This is a genomic window from Streptomyces sp. NPDC005017, assembly GCF_042873115.1.
In the GTDB taxonomy this organism is placed as follows: Bacteria; Actinomycetota; Actinomycetes; order Streptomycetales; family Streptomycetaceae; genus Streptomyces.
On sequence record NZ_JBIALD010000027.1, the window covers coordinates 53,432 to 68,808 of the forward strand.

The 15,377-nt window shown below is 73.4% G+C and carries 17 protein-coding genes; 10 read left to right on the forward strand and 7 right to left on the reverse strand.

What is annotated here, in order from left to right:
- Positions 1-115: 115 nt before the first annotated feature.
- Both ACFYR0_RS31085 and ACFYR0_RS31090 read left to right on the forward strand, forming a co-directional pair.
- A complete protein-coding gene (locus ACFYR0_RS31085; RefSeq protein WP_389335455.1) occupies positions 116-1,243 on the forward strand; it encodes an alpha/beta hydrolase family protein in 1,128 nt (375 codons plus the stop codon).
- Positions 1,244-1,398: 155 nt separating this feature from the next.
- Positions 1,399-2,805: a hypothetical protein gene (locus ACFYR0_RS31090; RefSeq protein ID WP_389335458.1), complete on the forward strand. Its 1,407-nt coding sequence runs from the start codon at positions 1,399-1,401 to the stop codon at positions 2,803-2,805.
- A 6-nt stretch (positions 2,806-2,811) separates the two neighbouring features.
- Here ACFYR0_RS31090 and ACFYR0_RS31095 read toward each other — a convergent pair whose 3' ends face one another.
- On the reverse strand, positions 2,812-3,225 hold the full coding sequence (locus ACFYR0_RS31095) for a VOC family protein (protein ID WP_389335461.1): 414 nt from the start codon (positions 3,223-3,225) through the stop codon (positions 2,812-2,814).
- Between the two features lie 367 nt (positions 3,226-3,592).
- On the opposite strand from ACFYR0_RS31095, the gene abc-f reads away from it, so the two are divergent.
- The 3 genes from abc-f (at position 3,593) to ACFYR0_RS31110 (ending at position 6,673) form a co-directional block, all read left to right on the forward strand.
- A complete protein-coding gene (gene abc-f / locus ACFYR0_RS31100; protein ID WP_389335464.1) occupies positions 3,593-5,191 on the forward strand; it encodes a ribosomal protection-like ABC-F family protein in 1,599 nt (532 codons plus the stop codon).
- Between the two features lie 334 nt (positions 5,192-5,525).
- Positions 5,526-5,747, forward strand: a complete 222-nt coding sequence (locus ACFYR0_RS31105) for a helix-turn-helix domain-containing protein (RefSeq protein WP_053759592.1) — start codon at positions 5,526-5,528, stop codon at positions 5,745-5,747.
- Positions 5,748-5,881: 134 nt separating this feature from the next.
- Positions 5,882-6,673 carry an enoyl-CoA hydratase/isomerase family protein gene (locus tag ACFYR0_RS31110; RefSeq protein ID WP_389335467.1) on the forward strand — a complete coding sequence of 264 codons (792 nt, stop codon included), beginning with the start codon at positions 5,882-5,884 and terminating at the stop codon, positions 6,671-6,673.
- Between the two features lie 392 nt (positions 6,674-7,065).
- Here ACFYR0_RS31110 and ACFYR0_RS31115 read toward each other — a convergent pair whose 3' ends face one another.
- Complete coding sequence (locus ACFYR0_RS31115) at positions 7,066-7,800, reverse strand: nucleopolyhedrovirus P10 family protein (protein WP_389335470.1); 735 nt, start codon at positions 7,798-7,800, stop codon at positions 7,066-7,068.
- 88 nt (positions 7,801-7,888) lie between these two features.
- On the opposite strand from ACFYR0_RS31115, the gene ACFYR0_RS31120 reads away from it, so the two are divergent.
- From ACFYR0_RS31120 to amaP, 5 genes are read left to right on the forward strand one after another with little or no spacing between them, the layout of a single operon-like run.
- Positions 7,889-8,374 (forward strand): Asp23/Gls24 family envelope stress response protein, encoded by a 486-nt coding sequence (locus tag ACFYR0_RS31120; protein ID WP_389335473.1) that lies wholly within the window; start codon positions 7,889-7,891, stop codon positions 8,372-8,374.
- A gap of 43 nt (positions 8,375-8,417) precedes the next feature.
- Positions 8,418-8,603: a hypothetical protein gene (locus ACFYR0_RS31125; protein WP_389335476.1), complete on the forward strand. Its 186-nt coding sequence runs from the start codon at positions 8,418-8,420 to the stop codon at positions 8,601-8,603.
- On the forward strand, positions 8,600-9,010 hold the full coding sequence (locus tag ACFYR0_RS31130) for an Asp23/Gls24 family envelope stress response protein (protein WP_389335479.1): 411 nt from the start codon (positions 8,600-8,602) through the stop codon (positions 9,008-9,010). The genes ACFYR0_RS31125 and ACFYR0_RS31130 overlap by 4 nt, the downstream gene beginning before the upstream one ends.
- Entirely contained in the window at positions 9,007-9,663 is a 657-nt protein-coding gene (locus ACFYR0_RS31135; RefSeq protein ID WP_389335482.1) for a DUF6286 domain-containing protein, read from the forward strand. The genes ACFYR0_RS31130 and ACFYR0_RS31135 overlap by 4 nt, the downstream gene beginning before the upstream one ends.
- Positions 9,664-9,670: 7 nt before the next feature.
- Positions 9,671-10,249 carry an alkaline shock response membrane anchor protein AmaP gene (gene amaP / locus ACFYR0_RS31140; protein WP_389335485.1) on the forward strand — a complete coding sequence of 193 codons (579 nt, stop codon included), beginning with the start codon at positions 9,671-9,673 and terminating at the stop codon, positions 10,247-10,249.
- Positions 10,250-10,291: 42 nt separating this feature from the next.
- Here the strand turns inward: amaP and ACFYR0_RS31145 are convergent, their stop codons facing one another.
- The 5 genes from ACFYR0_RS31145 to ACFYR0_RS31165 all read right to left on the reverse strand — a co-directional run bounded on the left by ACFYR0_RS31145 (position 10,292) and on the right by ACFYR0_RS31165 (position 15,263).
- The gene (locus ACFYR0_RS31145) at positions 10,292-11,047 is read right to left on the reverse strand and encodes an SDR family oxidoreductase (RefSeq protein WP_386379454.1); all 756 of its coding nucleotides are present in this window, start codon (positions 11,045-11,047) and stop codon (positions 10,292-10,294) included.
- A gap of 4 nt (positions 11,048-11,051) precedes the next feature.
- Positions 11,052-12,836: a glycoside hydrolase family 15 protein gene (locus tag ACFYR0_RS31150; protein ID WP_389335489.1), complete on the reverse strand. Its 1,785-nt coding sequence runs from the start codon at positions 12,834-12,836 to the stop codon at positions 11,052-11,054.
- 211 nt (positions 12,837-13,047) lie between these two features.
- Positions 13,048-13,836, reverse strand: coding sequence for an SURF1 family protein (locus tag ACFYR0_RS31155; protein WP_389335492.1), 789 nt, complete (start codon positions 13,834-13,836; stop codon positions 13,048-13,050).
- Between the two features lie 60 nt (positions 13,837-13,896).
- A complete protein-coding gene (locus ACFYR0_RS31160) occupies positions 13,897-14,130 on the reverse strand; it encodes a hypothetical protein (protein WP_307041597.1) in 234 nt (77 codons plus the stop codon).
- 137 nt (positions 14,131-14,267) lie between these two features.
- The gene (locus ACFYR0_RS31165; RefSeq protein ID WP_389335495.1) at positions 14,268-15,263 is read right to left on the reverse strand and encodes a DEDDh family exonuclease; all 996 of its coding nucleotides are present in this window, start codon (positions 15,261-15,263) and stop codon (positions 14,268-14,270) included.
- Between the last annotated feature and the right edge of the window lie 114 nt (positions 15,264-15,377).

The window sequence follows — 15,377 nt, forward strand, 5'->3', positions numbered from 1 at the left end:
CGAACGCTCCCGTTCACCGGCCACCGGGCCCCGGGCCGCGGTCTCTCCCCCTTCGCGCGCCCTCGAACGCCCCCGTCCACTGGCCACCCGGTCCCCGCGCCACGACACTGAACCCGTGCGCACTGTCAAAGCGACGGCCGCTGCCGTCACCGTTGCCCTGGCAGCCGGCGCGGCCGGAGTCGCCGCCGGACGCCTCGCCAGCGACGCCGCGCTCAAGGCGCCGCCCGGCAGGCCGCTGCCCACCGAGCCCCGGCTCACCGTGCACGGCACGGCCGCCGGCCGCATCACCCTCACCCGGGACCTCGCCTCGCTGCGCCCCGGCACCTACGGCCTGTCCGGGGACGGCAGTCACGCGGTCGTCGGCCCGGTCATGGAGGCGGCCGAGCACACCGCCGACACCGTGGTCCGCCGCCTCGAACGCGTCACGCACGGCACCCTCGAAACCGGCGACCACGTGTGGCTCACCCCGAACGTGCACATCGGCGACCCCCGCAGCGCCCTCGGCCTGGAGCACGCCGACATCGACGTCCCCGGCGAACTGGGCTCGCTGCCCGCCTGGTTCGTGCCCGGTGCCCGCGACACCTGGGTCATCGCCGTGCACGGCCTGGGCACCACCCGCGAACTCTCGCTGAACGTCCTCGACTTCCTGCACCGCCTCCGCTTCTCCGTGCTCGCCCTCGCCTACCGCGGCGACCTCGGCGCCCCCCGCTCCCCGGACGGCCTGAACCACCTCGGCGAGACCGAGTGGCGCGACGTGGACGCGGCCATCCGCTACGCCGTGCGCTACGGCGCCCAGCGCGTCGTCCTGTACGGCTGGTCCACCGGCGCCGCCATGTGCCTGCACACGGCCGTGCGCTCCGCGGTCCGCGACAAGGTCACCGGACTCGTGCTGGACTCCCCGGTGCTCGACTGGCAGACCACCCTGCGCGCGCTCGCCGCGGCCCGCCATGTCCCCGCGCCCGTACTGCCGCTGGCCGTCCGCGCCGCCCAGGGCCGCACCGGCCTGCACGGCGAGCCCGGCCGCGGTGCCGCCGAGGCCGACGGTCTCGCCGTGCCCGCCCTGATCCTCCACGGCCCCGGCGACACCGTGGCCCCCTGGCAGCTGTCCCGGCGCCTCGCCGACAGCCATCCGGGCCTGGTCTCCCTGACCACCGTCCCCGACGCCCCGCACAGCGCCATGTGGAACCCCGACCCGGCCGCCTACCAGGAGGCCATGCGCCGCTTCCTGACCCCGCTGATGTGATGCGCGCCACCGGTCGCGGCCGTTCCGTTCCACCCCGTACCACTGGCCTGTTCCCACCTCCCCGACGCGCCCGGAACCCGGTGCGTTGGCCAGTCCCGTCGCCCGCCGTGACATTCCGTTTGGGTTTTCGGACCGTCAACCGGAAGACTGCACCCGTGACGTCCCGTATCCCGCGCGACTCCAGGCTTCGACTCGTCCGCCCACGCCCCCTGGACGCCGTCCCACGAGCGACGGACCAGCGACGCCCGCGCCGCCCCGCTCCGCGCCCCCCCGAGGGCACCCCGGCCCCGTCGGAGCTGGCCAAAATGGCGCGCACCCAGCTGGCCGACGCGGCCCGCGTGGCCCGCTGGGCCGACGCCGCGCTGCGCCCCGGCCGGGCCCGCGCCGCCGACGGCAGGGCCACCCTGTCCGACGCGACCGCCGAACAGGCCGCGGCCGAACTCGGACTGACCCCCGCTCAGGTCCGCGCCGACTGGGACACCGCCCGGCTCGCCGGCCTGATCGAGGTGCACGGCGACAGTGCCCGCCCCGGCTGGCGGCTGCGCGCCTGGAACCGCGACGACAGCGCCGTCCTGCGCGGCTGGGTCGCCCTCTTCGACGCCTGGTCGCTCGCCCACCCGGAACCCGCCGCGGGCGAGCCCGCCGCCGTCGCCGAGGTCGTCTCGGCCATGCCCCAGGTGCTCTCCTTCCTCCAGCTGTCCGCCGGATTCGTCCCCGTCGCACAGCTCCTGGACCTGCTGGAGGCGAGGGTCACCGAACTGCGCACCGAGCGCTGCGAGATCCCCTACGGCCCCCGGCCCGAGCCCGTCGAACCCGACGGGCCGCCCCGGGGCGCGGACACGCCGCTCGCCCCCCTCCTGGACTGGGCCCTGCACGCCCTCGCCTCGGTCGGCGCCCTCACCTGCGGTGCCGGACAGGCCACCCTCACCCCGCTCGGCAGCTGGGCGGTCTGGGTCAAGCTGGAGCAGATCTGTGTGGCCGCGCAGAGCCCCGCGGGCAACATCGAGGCCTCCGCCGAGGACATGCTGCGCGGCTGCGCCCAGCTGCGGCCCAACGCCGCCCGCGCCGAGTACCGCGCCTGGCTCGCCGCCCGGCCCGTCGGCAGCGCCGTCACCGAGCTGATCGGCGCCGCCCGCGGTGAGGACGCCCTGCTGCGCGGCCTGGCCTTCGACGCGCTGCGCCTGGTCGGCGCGCCCGCCGAGCCCGAGGTGCGCGCGGTGCTCGACGAGCCGACCCTGCGGCCGTACGCCCTGCTCTGGCTGGCCGAGCACGACGGCACCGACCCCGAGGACGCCTACGAGATCCTCACCCGCGAGGAGGCCACCTGGCTCTGGGTCGACACCGCCGCTGCCGTCGCCGACCACGGCGAGGCCCCGATGCTGGTGCGGCACCTGGAGTCCGCCGTGCAGGCGACGGTCCCCGCCCTGCTCGACGAGGTGCGCGCGGTCGGCCACCCCCGGACCGTGCAGGTCCTGGTCGCGCTCGCCGCGGCCCACCCCGACCCGGCCCTGGCCAAGGCCGTGCGCCGCGCGGCCTTCCAGGTGCACACCGGGGGAAGCTGAGGCGGCTCAGCCGGCTATCGCGGGCGTGTACGTGCCGAAGCTCCAGATGTTGCCCTCGGCGTCCCGGGCCATGTAGTCCCGCGAGCCGTAGTCCTGGTCCGTCGGGGGCATCAGGATCTCCACGCCGTGGTCCACGGCCCGCCGGTGGTGCGCGTCGACGTCGTCCACCACGACGTACACCCCGGCGGCGCCGGCGTCCCTCATCGCCGTGTCGAAGACGCCGCCGGTGCCCTTGGAGCCGACCATCACCGCGCCGTTGCCCTGGAGCAGCTCGGCGTGCAGCACCGAGCCGTCCTCGCTCTCGTACACCGACAGCTCCGAGAAGCCCAGGCCCTCGGTGAGCTGCCGGATCGCCGCCCTGGCGTCCGCGTACAGCACCGTCGGATAGATGCTCGGAGCGCCGCCGCCCGTGCCTGCCATGCCGATCACCTCTCGTCGGAGACGAACGTCGGAAACGAATCCTTGGGACCGAACCGGAAGAATCACCTGCCGCCAGTCTGGCAGCCACCACTGACAACGCCCCCGTGCCCGGCGTCCCGCGGCCGGCGTCTGGCCGGAAGCCGCCTGCGCGCCCGCCCCCTCGCCGCCGACGCCCCGGGTCCGGGGCGACCGGCCCGGCGGCCCCGCCCTCCCCCGGCGTCCATGAGGCCATCGTCACCGGCGACGGAGGGAAATCCGGTTGCATGAGCCCGTTAGACTGAATCCCATGGCCATTCTCCTCGCGCATTAGACAGCGGGAACGTCCTCGTCCGTCTGTCCCGCCAACCTTCCGCCCTGGAGTCTGTCCGTGATCTCCGCCTCCGGTATCGAGCTGCGCGCCGGTGCGCGCGTCCTCATCGAGAACGCCACCTTCCGTGTCGCCAAGGGCGACCGCATCGGTCTGGTCGGCCGCAACGGCGCAGGCAAGACCACCCTCACCAAGTGCCTCGCGGGCGAGGGCCAGCCCGCCGGCGGCGTCATCACCCGCTCCGGCGAGGTCGGCTATCTGCCGCAGGACCCCCGCACCGGCGACCTCGACGTACTGGCCCGCGACCGTGTCCTGTCCGCGCGCGGCCTCGACGTCCTGATCCGCAAGATGCGCGAGAACGAGCAGCGCATCGCCAGCGGCCAGGGCGCCACCCGCGAGAAGGCGCTCAAGCAGTACGAGCGCCAGGAGACGGAGTTCCTCACCAAGGGCGGGTACTCCGCCGAGGCCGAGGCCGCCACCATCGCCGCCGCGCTCAACCTGCCCGACCGCGTGCTCGGCCAGCCCCTGCACACGCTCTCGGGCGGTCAGCGCCGCCGTATCGAGCTGGCCCGCATCCTGTTCTCCGACGCGGACACCCTGCTGCTCGACGAGCCCACGAACCACCTCGACGCCGACTCGATCGTCTGGCTGCGGGACTACCTCAAGACCTACCGCGGCGGCTTCATCGTGATCTCCCACGACGTCGACCTGGTGGAGACGGTCGTCAACAAGGTGTTCTACCTGGACGCCAACCGCGCCCAGATCGACGTCTACAACATGGGCTGGAAGCTGTACCAGCAGCAGCGCGAGGCCGACGAGAAGCGCCGCAGGCGCGAGCGGCAGAACGCGGAGAAGAAGGCCGCCGCCCTCAACGCCCAGGCCGACAAGATGCGCGCCAAGGCCACCAAGACGGTCGCCGCGCAGAACATGGCCCGCCGCGCCGAGAAGCTGCTCTCCGGTCTCGAAGAGGTCCGGATGTCCGACAAGGTCGCCAAGCTCCGCTTCCCGGAGCCCGCGGCCTGCGGCAGGACCCCGCTGACCGCCGAGGGCCTGTCGAAGTCGTACGGCTCGCTGGAGATCTTCACCGATGTCGACCTGGCCATCGACAAGGGTTCCCGCGTGGTCATCCTGGGCCTGAACGGCGCCGGCAAGACGACCCTGCTGCGGCTGCTCGGCGGGGTCGAGCAGCCCGACACCGGCCAGGTCGTCCCCGGCCACGGTCTCAAGCTGGGCTACTACGCCCAGGAGCACGAGACCCTCGACCCGGAGCGCACGGTGCTGGAGAACATGCGCTCCGCGGCCCCCGACATGGACCTGGTCGAGGTCCGCAAGGTGCTGGGCTCCTTCCTGTTCTCCGGCGACGACGTCGACAAGCCGGCCGGTGTGCTCTCCGGCGGCGAGAAGACCCGGCTGGCCCTGGCCACCCTGGTCGTCTCCTCGGCGAACGTCCTGCTGCTGGACGAGCCCACCAACAACCTCGACCCGGCCAGCCGCGAGGAGATCCTCGGCGCGCTGCGCACCTACAAGGGCGCCGTCGTCCTGGTCACCCACGACGAGGGAGCCGTCGAGGCGCTCCAGCCGGAGCGGATCATCCTGCTGCCGGACGGCGTGGAGGATCTGTGGGGTTCCGACTACGCGGACCTCGTCGCCCTCGCTTGATCGAACGGGTGATCCGCTGGGTATGGATCATTCGGCCCATCGGTGATCCACCATCTGTGTGAGATCTCCTCGTACCGAGGTGTGTCCTACAACGATTTTCCGGCCGAGTCCTTGGTCATCAGGGGCTCGGCCGCTCGCGTCTTTGACCTGGTACTTCGCGGAGGAACCCGTTCGGCGGTAAGTCCGCCGACTCGCGGAACCTTGGATTCCGTATGTGGGGACGGACTCCTGTCGTCACATCCCTTCCGTACGGACCTTGCCGAATGGGTGGCCATGGAGCCCGGGAGGGGTGATCATGAGGGGACCAGAGCGCACTTCCCATGAGGAGGCACGGGTGGCCGAGACTCTGAAGAAGGGCAGCCGGGTGACCGGCGCCGCGCGCGACAAGCTCGCGGCAGACCTGAAGAAGAAGTACGACGCCGGTGCGAGCATCCGGGCGTTGGCCGAGGAGACCGGCCGCTCGTATGGCTTCGTGCACCGCATGCTCAGTGAGTCGGGCGTCACGCTCCGTGGGCGTGGCGGGGCGACCCGGGGCAAGAAGGCCGCTACGGCCTGACCAGTCGGGTGGCGCCGAAGGCGTGATGGTGGCCACCCGGTCGGTCAGACGGTCGACCGGGTGGTTACTGTGCAGTCACTTATGGATGCCGTTCTACGGCATCCTCCGCTGACCGCACCCATCGGAGGCGCCCCATGGCTTCGCTCGACCCGGTTCTCGACAAGGACGGCGTACGGCTCACCGTCGACGAGGCGATCGCCACGGTGACCCTGACCAACCCGGCCAAGCGCAACGCGCAGAGCCCCGCCATGTGGCGGACGCTCGCCCAGGTCGGGCGGTCACTGCCGGGCTCCGTCCGGGTGGTCGTGCTGCGCGGTGAGGGCAAGTCCTTCTCCGCCGGCCTCGACCGGCAGATGTTCACGCCCGAGGGCATCGAGGGCGAACCGTCCTTCATCGACCTCGCGCGCGGTGACGACGCCGTACTGGACACTGCCATCGCCGAGTTCCAGGAGGGCTTCACCTGGTGGCGGCAGAGCGACATCGTGTCCATCGCCGCTGTCCAGGGCCATGCCATCGGGGCCGGTTTCCAGCTCGCCCTCGCCTGTGACCTGCGCGTCGTCGCCGACGACGTGCAGTTCGCCATGCGCGAGACCAGCCTGGGTCTGGTGCCCGACCTCACGGGTACGCATCCGCTGGTGTCGCTCGTCGGGTACGCCCGTGCGCTGGAGATCTGCGCGACGGGTCGCTTCGTGCTGGCCGAGGAGGCCGTCAACACGGGGCTGGCGAACCTCGCGGTGCCCGTGGCGCAGCTCGACGCCACGGTCGACGACCTCGCCGCCGCGCTGCTTGCCGCTCCGCGGGACGCGGTGGTGGAGACGAAGGCGCTGCTGCTGGGCGCGCAGGCGCGGACGTACGACGCGCAGCGGGCGGCGGAGAGGCAGGCGCAGGCGCGGCGGCTGCGGGATCTTGCGGGCCTGGGCGACTGACCTCCGGCGGTTCGGCGGTTCTGCCCCGGGGGCGTTCTCCGGGGTGCTCGCGTGCGGGCCGTTCGTGGCTGGCCGCGCAGTTCCCCGCGTCCCTTGGGGGGTTGGGCGGGGCCCCTCCGTGGGGTGTCGGGTGTCGGCCGTTCGTGGCTGGTCGCGCAGTTCCCCGGGTCCCTTGGGGGTTGGGCGCGGTCCCTCTCCGGGGGCTCGCGTGCGGGCCGTTCGTGGCTGGTCGCGTAGTTCCCCGCGTCCCTTGGGGGGTTGGGCGGGGCCCCTCTGTGGGGTGTCTGGTGCGGGTTGCGTGTGGCTGGTCGCGTAGTTCCCCGGGTCCCTTGGGGGTTGGGCGCGGTCCCTCTGTGGGGTCGCGCAGTTCCTCGCGACCCTATTGGGGCGGGTCAGTCCGTTGCTGTGACCACGATGGTCACCGTCGGGGTGTCCGGGAGGGTTGTGGTGACGGCTGTGCGGACCTCCTGGGCGACTTTCAGGGGCTGGTGGGGGGAGCGGACGGCCAGCTCCAGTCGGATGTGGCGGCGGGGGAGCGACGGGGTTGAGGTGGGACCGTCCTCGATGTGGACGGCCCGGCCCAGGCCGCCGAGGGTGCCGGTGAGGCGGGAGACGCCCGGGACGGAGAGTGCGGCGGCGGCCACGCGGGTCTCCTCGTCACCCGTCTGCGCCGGTTGAGGCGCGATCTTCTCCGGGGCCTTCTCGCTACCCGGGTCCCGCGGCTCCGGCTCCTCGTCCCACAGGCCCGTGACGTGCAGGTCGACCTCCGTCACGGTCAGCCCCACGCCGTCCGTCGCGGCGGCCGCAAGTGCCGTGCGCAGCCGGGAGGCCGTCGTGGGCAGCGGCTCGGCGACGTGTGCCGTGAAGTCGGCCGACAGGCGCAGCGGCCCGGGCGGCAGTCCGCTCGGCGGGGGCGGCACGGCGGGCGTCCCGCCGTTGTCCGGGTCGGACAACGCGATCCGCAGGGCGCCCAGCCGCACCCCGGTAACCCCGTCGGCGGCCCCGCGCAGCACCGTCTCGGCCGCGCTCTCCGCGATCCACGCCCCGTCCCGCGCCACGCCCAGGGGCAGGAGTCTGCCCAGGCCGACCTGTTCGCGTACCGCGCGTGCCCACCGTTCCGCCGTCATTCCTCCAGCCTGCCGCATAAATGGCGCGAATCGGGGCATCCGCGCATACCGTGGGCGAGAGAACGACGACCGGAAAGGACGTACGGCGATGACCGACACCACGGACCGGAACCGGACGCAGAGCTCCGAGGGCGAGCTGGAGGCCCCGGTACAGACCCGCAAGGCCACCAGGCGCGGCGGCGGCGACCCCGCCGGACGAGGGCGGACCACGATCGCCGACGGTGTGGTCGAGAAGATCGCCGGAATGGCCACCCGCGATGTCGTCGGCGTCCACGCGATGGGCAGCGGCATCAGCCGCACCTTCGGTGCCGTGCGCGACCGTGTCCCCGGCAGCTCCAAGTCGGTGACCCGCGGGGTCAAGGCGGAGGTGGGCGAGGTGCAGACCGCGCTCGACCTGGAGATCGTCGTCGACTACGGCGTGTCCATCGCCGACGTCGCGCGGGACGTGCGCGAGAACGTCGTGGCGGCCGTCGAGCGGATGACCGGCCTCGAGGTCGTCGAGGTCAACATCGCCGTCAGCGACGTGAAGCTGCCGGACGAAGAGGACGAGGAGCCGGAGCCCCGGATCCAGTGACGCGCGGCGGGCCGGACGGCCGTGCCGCTGAGGGGAGCGCACCATGAGCATGGCCGTGGTCGGCATGATCGCGGGAATGGCCCTGGGCTTCGCCGGCTACTTCGGAGGCTTCGGTGCCTTCCTGCTCGTCGCCGCCCTGGGCGCGGTCGGGTTCGGTGTCGGCCGGTTCCTGGAGGGCGACTTCGAGCTCGGCGACTTCTTCCGTCCGCGTGACGAACGCAGGCGGTGACCCCCGTGAGCGAGGGGACGGGCGAGCCGGGCAGGCCGTTCGCCCCCGTGCCGCCGGCCGAGCGCGGGGCGACACGGATCGCCGACCGGGTCGTGGCGAAGGTCGCCGCGCAGGCCGCACGCGAGGCGCTCGGCACGCTGCCGCCCCCGGCCGCGGCGCCGCACGCCAACGTGGTCGTACGCCAGGCGCGCGTCCCCGCCGACGAGGGGCGGCACGCGGCGCACATCCGGGTGCATCTGGAGCTCGACTACCCCACCGACATCGCGGCCCGCTGCCGTTCGGTGCGTCGCCGTGTCGCCGAGCGGGTAGGCGCGCTGGTGGGAATGGACGTGCCCGAGGTCGCCGTCCAGGTGGAGCGGCTGCACCTCGCGCCCGGACACGGCGTGGCGAAGGGGAGGACGCGATGAGCGAACCCCAGCACGGCGAGGGGACGACCAGGCCCGTACCGGTCCTGGAGAAGCCGCCCGCCGGCCATGACACCGACCCGGCGCCCACGCCGCGGCCGGACCCGAAGCGGGCCGCCCGACGTTTCTGGTCGGCCCGGCGTGTCCCGTCCGCCGTGGCCGCCCTGCTCCTGCTCGTCGTCGCGGGCTTCTTCCTCTACGACGTCGCCGCCGTGCGCGCGGGCCGCTCCGCCATGCAGTGGCGGGACGAACTGGCCGCCCAGCTCGCCGAACGGCCCCTGGACGACACCTGGGTCCTGGTCGGCGCGGGCGTCGCCGCGGCCCTGGGCCTGTGGCTGCTGGTCCTCGCCGTGACACCCGGGCTCCGCGGACTGCTGACCATGCGCCGCCCCGCCGCCGACGTCCGAGCCGCCCTGGACCGGGCCGCGGCCGCGATGGTGCTGCGCGACCGTGCCATGGAGGTCCCGGGCGTGCAGTCGGTCCGGGTCCGGGCGGGCCGCCGCCGCGCCGACGTCCGCGTGGTCGCGCACTTCCGCCCGCTGGAAGAAGTACGACAGGACCTGGACGCCGTACTCGAGGAGGCGGTGCGCGCGCTGGGCCTGGCCCGGCCGCTCGCGCTGTCGCTGCGGGTGCGGCGGCCCGGACGGAAGGGGTGAGGGAGGAGTGCGGGGAACGGTCAACAGGGTTCTGCTGGGCCTGATCGGCCTGGTCCTGCTCGCGCTCGGCGGCTCGGTCCTGGCCGTGGGCCTGGGCGCCCCGGCGCCCTCGTGGTGGATCCACGACTCACGGCACGACGTCCTGCTCGACGACTCCGAGCGCACCCAATGGCGCGACGAGACCTGGTGGTGGCCGGTCGTCCTGGCCGTGCTCACCGTTCTCGTGGTGCTCGCCCTGTGGTGGCTGACCGCGGTCCTGCGGCGCCACCGGCTCGCCGAGGTCCTCGTCGACACGGGCGACGGCGCGGGCGCCCTGCTGCGCGGCCGGGCCCTTCAGTCCGTGCTCACGGCCGAGGCGGCGGCCCTGGACGGCGTGGCCAGGGCCCATGTCCGTCTGACGGGCGGCCGGACGGCCCCGCGCACCCGGATCCGCCTGCTGCTGGAACCGCAGGTGAACCCGTCGGCGGCCCTGGACCGGCTGACCGCCGAGGCCCTGACCCACGCCAAGGACTCGGCGGCCCTGGACGGCCTCCCCGCCGAGGTCCGCATGAAGTCGGTCAAGCACCGGGCGGAACGGGTCAGCTGAGCACCCCTCGGCCACGCGGGGCGCGGCAGGGGCCCGGCCCGGTCAGAAGCCGTGCCGCATCCCGCCGTCGACGGGGACCATGATCCCGGTCAGATAGGACGCCGCGGGGGACAGCAGGAACGCCGCGGTCCGGCCGAACTCCTCGGGCCGTCCGTAGCGCCGGAGCGGGATCCGCGACTCGTGGGCGGCCCGGGTCGCCTCGGGGTCGGCCGACAGCGCGTCCAGTTCCCGCACCCGGTCGGTGTCGATCCGGGCCGGCAGCAGCCCGACGACCCGGATGCCGCGCGGACCCAGCTCGTCCGACAGCGACTTCGCGAACCCGGCGAGGCCCGGCCGCAGCCCGTTGGAGATGGTCAGCCCCGGAATCGGCTCGTGCACCGAGCCGGACAGCACGAACCCGATCACGCCCCCGGCCTCCAGCTCGGCCGCGGCTGCCCGCGCGAGCCGGACCGCCCCGAGGAACACCGACTCGAACGCGGCCTGCCACTGCTCGTCCGTGTTGTCCGCGACGAAGCCCGGCGGCGGTCCGCCCACACTGATCAGCACCCCGTCGAAGCCCCCGAAGTGCTCCCGCGCCGCACCGATCAGCCGTGCCGCCGCCGCGGGGTCGGCGTTGTCGACGGCCACCCCGACGGCGTCCGGCCCCAGCTCCGCCGCCGCGGCACGGGCCCGCTCCTCGTCGCGCCCGGTGACGACGACCTTCGCCCCGTCGGCGACCAGTTCGCGCGCGACCGCGTTGCCGAGTCCGCGCGTGGCTCCGGTGACGACGTACACCCGGTCCTTCAGTCCAAGATCCATGGCCCTATCCTGCCTCTTCGTCCCCGAACAGGGCGAGAGCGGCGTTCACCAGCCCGATGTGACTGAACGCCTGGGGGAAGTTGCCCAGCTGGCGCGCGCTCACCGGGTCGTACTCCTCCGCCAGCAGGCCCACGTCGTTGGTGAGAGAGACCAGACGCTCGAACAGCTCCCTGGCCTCGGCGCGACGGCCCGTCAGATGCAGTGCCTGCGCCAGCCAGAACGAGCAGGCCACGAACGCGCCCTCGTCGCCCGGCAGCCCGTCGACGGCCGAGTCCCGCGTGCTGTAGCGGCGCAGGAAACCGTCTCGGCCCAGCTCGGCGCGCACCGCGTCGACCGTGCCGATCACCCGCGGATCGTCCGGCGGCAGGAACCCGACGTACGGGATGAGCAGCAGCGCGGCGTCCAGCTCGCGCGAGCCGTAGTACTGGGTGAAGGTGTTGCGCTCGGCGTCGTAGCCCTCGGCGCACACCTCGCGGTGCACCTCCTCGCGCATCGCGCGCCAGCCCTCCAGGTCGCCGGGCAGTTCCGGATGCTCCTCCAGGGCGCGCACCGCGCGGTCGGCGGCCACCCACACCATCACCTTGGAGTGCACGAAGTGGCGCCGTCCGCCGCGCACTTCCCACAGGCCCTCGTCCGGCTGCCGCCAGTTCGCGCGCAGCCACTCGACGAGGGCGGCCTGCAGGGCCCAGCCGTGCGGTTCGTGCGACAGGCCCGCGCGCCGGGCGAGCGACATCGAGTCCATGACCTCGCCGTACACGTCGAGCTGGAGCTGGCGCACGGCGTCGTTGCCGACGCGGACGGGGGCGGAACGCCCGTAGCCGGCCAGCCAGGGCACCTCCGTCTCGGGCAGCCGGCGTTCGCCCGCCACCCCGTACATGATCTGGAGGTCCGCCGGGTCGCCGGCGACCGCGCGCAGCAGCCAGTCGCGCCAGGCCGCCGCCTCCTCCAGATAGCCCACGGCCAGCAGCGCGCCGAGGGTGAGGGTGGAGTCGCGCAGCCAGCAGAAGCGGTAGTCCCAGTTGCGTACGCCGCCCAGTTCCTCCGGGAGCGAGGTGGTGGCCGCGGCGACGACCCCGCCCGTCGGCCGGTAGGTGAGGGCCTTGAGGGTGATCAGGGAGCGTACGACCGCGTCGCGGTGCGGGCCGTCGTACTGGCAGCGGTCTGACCATGCCTGCCAGTCCGCGACGCTGGACTCCAGCGCCTCGAAGGGGTCGACCAGGGGCGGGCGCGGCTCGTGCGAGGGGTGCCAGGTCAGCACGAAGGCGACCTTCTGGCCCGCGGCTACGGTGAACTCGGCGTGCGTCGCGAAGTCCTCGCCCCAGGTGTGCACGGGGGGTTCGCTGCGCAGCCACGCCGCGTCCGGGCCGGCCACGGCGATGCGATGGCCGTCGGCCTTGCGCATCCAGGGCACGATCGAGCCGTAGTCGAAGCGGATGCGCAGGGTGCTGCGCACGGTGACCCTGCCGCGCAGGCCCTCGACGATCCGGACGACGTCGGGGGCGCGGTCGCGCTGCGGCATCAGGTCGGTGACCCGCACGGCGCCCTCGTCGGTCTCCCAGTCGGTGTCGAGCACCAGGGTGCCGGGCCGGTAGGCGCGGCGGGTGCAGAGGTCGGCGCCTCTGGGGGCGATGCGCCAGTGGCCGTTGTCCTCGTCGCCGAGCAGCCGGGCGAAGCAGGCGCCCGAGTCGAAGCGGGGCAGACAGAGCCAGTCCACGGAGCCGTCCCGGCCGACGAGCGCGGCGGTCTGTTCGTCCCCGATCAGCGCGTAGTCCTCGATGCGTTGCTGCACGGAGTGCGGGTTCCCGGGTGACCGGGGAGGCAATCCGGGGAACATGCGGGCGGGTGAGGCCGGGAGGACAGGCCGGACGGGTGACGCCGGAGTCAGGCCGGACGGACGTGCTCGGCGACCCTGCGGGGGTCCGCCGTACAACAGGTCCTGAACGGTTGCCGGTTCCGGCGGGAGGGGCTCTGGACGGTTGCCGGTTCCGGCGGGAGGGGCTCTAGACGGTCGCCGGTTCCGCCGGGACGGTCTCCTCGGTCGTAGCGGCCCGCCGTTCCTTCAGTTCGCGGCGTACCAGGACGATCCAGCCGACGGGCACGCCCGCGCAGAACAGCCACCACTGCACGGCGTACGCCATGTGCGGGCCGATGGCGTCGTGCTCGGGCGCGGGGATCGGCTCGGGGGAGCCGCCGCGCGGCTCGGGCGCGGTCAGCTCGATGTAGCCGCCGAGGACGGGGTCGCCGAGGCGGCGTTCGGACTGCTCGCTGCTGATCAGCATGACCTGGCGGTCGGGCAGGCCTTGGACGTCCTTGATGCCGCTGTCCGCGGTGGTCTCGTCGGGCATCAGCCGCCCGGTGACGGTGATCTCGCCCTTCGGCGGGGCCGGGATCGCCGGGAACTCCGTCTGGGCGCCGTCCGCCGGGATCCAGCCCCGGTTGACCAGCAGGACCTTGCCGTCGTCGAGGACGAAGGGCGTCAGGACGTGGAAGCCGACCTTCTCGTCCACGTTGGTACGGCGGCGTACGACGACCTCACGCGCGGTGTCGAAGCGGCCGGTGGCCGTCACCCGGCGGAAGCGGTCGGCGTCGGTCACCTCGGCGCCCGGCGCGGTCAGCGACTCGGCGGGCACGGGCTTCGCGGCGAGCGAGTCGGCGATCACCTTGTTCAGCGCGACCCGGTGCTCGTGGCGGTGCAGCTGCCAGAAACCCAGCTCGATCATCGTCGGGACGAGCGCGACGGCGACGAGGGTGAGAATCACCCACTGCCGGGACATCAGGAAGCGGAACACCCCACGACCGTACATCGCGGGCCGTGGGGTGCTGGCAGAGGGGTCCGTTCCGGGGCCGGGTCAGACCCGGTCGACGATGCCCACCCTCCCCTCCGCGCGGGCGCAGTGGGCGCCGCAGTACCAGTGGCCCTCGACCTCGACGCCCTGGCCGATGATCTGGACCCGGCAGTGCTCGCAGATGGGGGCCATGCGGTGGATCGCACAGGAGAAGCAGTCGAAGACGTGCACCGCGCCCTGGGCGTGCACCTCGAAGGTCATTCCGTAGTCATTGCCACATACTTCGCATCTCGCCATGCGCCACAGGGTGAGCGCTCGTACTCGCGCGGGCGAGCGGGCGGCGGGCGAGTCGCCCGGCAATCACCCGTCCGTACGGCTGCCGCACCGAGGCCATCGGGCCGCGCGCCCCGCCACGGCTCCGCTCCGCGGCCCCGCTAGCGCCCGGAGGCCCCTTCCGTCGCCGGCTCCACGTCCCGCAGCAGCTGCCCGAAGGCCGCCTCGTCGACCACCGGTGTGCCGTACTGCCGGGCCTTGGCGACCTTCGAGGTGGCGGAGTCGGGGTCGTTGGTCACCAGCAGGCTGGTGAGGCGGGAGAGGCTGGTGGCGACATGCAGGCCCGCCTCGACCGCGCGGTCCTCCAGCAGGTCGCGTTCGACCGACGTGTCCCCCGAGAAGGCGACCCGCATGCCCTGTTTGAGGCGTTTGCCGTCTTCGTAGCGGCCGGGGTTGGGGTAGGGGCACGCCGGGCGCTTGCGCGAGGGACGCCAACTGGTGGGCCGGTAGCCGCCCGGCTGCTGTCCGATGCGCGGCGCGGGACGGTCCGTCCACTCCGTCAGCGGGCGGCACTCCTGGAGCGGCAGCCGCACCAAACCCGCCGCCGCGGCCCGCAGGCTCGGCCGGAACGCCTCGGCCAGCACACGCGCGTCGTCCAGCGCGTGGTGTGCGCGCTGCTGCACGACGCCGAAGTGCGCGGCCAGCGACTCCAGCTTGTGGTTGGGCAGCGGCAGCCCCAGCTCCTTGGACAGCGCGATCGTGCACAGCCGTTGACGCACCGGCGCCTCGCTCCTCGCGCGCGCGTACTCCCTGGCGATCATCTGCCAGTCGAACACGGCGTTGTGCGCCACGAGCACCCGGTCCGCCAGCCGTGCCGCGAACTCCCCGGCGATGTCGGTGAACAGGGGCGCGCCCTCCAGCACCTCGCTCGTCAGACCGTGGATCCACACCGGGCCCGGATCGCGCTCCGGATTGACCAGCGTGTACCAGTGGTCCTCGACCTCGCCGCGCGCGTCCAGCCGGTAGACGGCCGCGGAGATTATCCGGTCGTCGCGGGCCAGCCCGGTGGTCTCCACGTCAACGACCGCGTATCCCCGGGGATACGCGGCCGGCCACGATGTGGGGGAGGACGCTGCGGTCGTACGGTCTTCGAGCATGGTCACCGAGGATACGGCCCGTGACTGACAGCGCCGTATCCCAGGTGGCCCGCCACCACGGCCTGTTCGAATCCCGTCGGCGGGGCCGCGCCCACGCGGGTCGGTGCGCCGCCC

What these genes read in the sequence shown, in the direction of transcription:
- ACFYR0_RS31095 (WP_389335461.1), bottom strand. Translation starts at nt 3,225, where the DNA reads ATGGCAGGCACGGGCGGCGGCGCTCCGAGCATCTATCCGACGGTGCTG.
- ACFYR0_RS31110 (WP_389335467.1), top strand. Translation starts at nt 5,882, where the DNA reads ATGGCTTCGCTCGACCCGGTTCTCGACAAGGACGGCGTACGGCTCACC.
- ACFYR0_RS31115 (WP_389335470.1), bottom strand. Translation starts at nt 7,800, where the DNA reads ATGACGGCGGAACGGTGGGCACGCGCGGTACGCGAACAGGTCGGCCTG.
- ACFYR0_RS31120 (WP_389335473.1), top strand. Translation starts at nt 7,889, where the DNA reads ATGACCGACACCACGGACCGGAACCGGACGCAGAGCTCCGAGGGCGAG.
- ACFYR0_RS31125 (WP_389335476.1), top strand. Translation starts at nt 8,418, where the DNA reads ATGAGCATGGCCGTGGTCGGCATGATCGCGGGAATGGCCCTGGGCTTC.
- ACFYR0_RS31135 (WP_389335482.1), top strand. Translation starts at nt 9,007, where the DNA reads ATGAGCGAACCCCAGCACGGCGAGGGGACGACCAGGCCCGTACCGGTC.
- ACFYR0_RS31145 (WP_386379454.1), bottom strand. Translation starts at nt 11,047, where the DNA reads ATGGATCTTGGACTGAAGGACCGGGTGTACGTCGTCACCGGAGCCACG.
- ACFYR0_RS31160 (WP_307041597.1), bottom strand. Translation starts at nt 14,130, where the DNA reads ATGGCGAGATGCGAAGTATGTGGCAATGACTACGGAATGACCTTCGAG.
- ACFYR0_RS31165 (WP_389335495.1), bottom strand. Translation starts at nt 15,263, where the DNA reads ATGCTCGAAGACCGTACGACCGCAGCGTCCTCCCCCACATCGTGGCCG.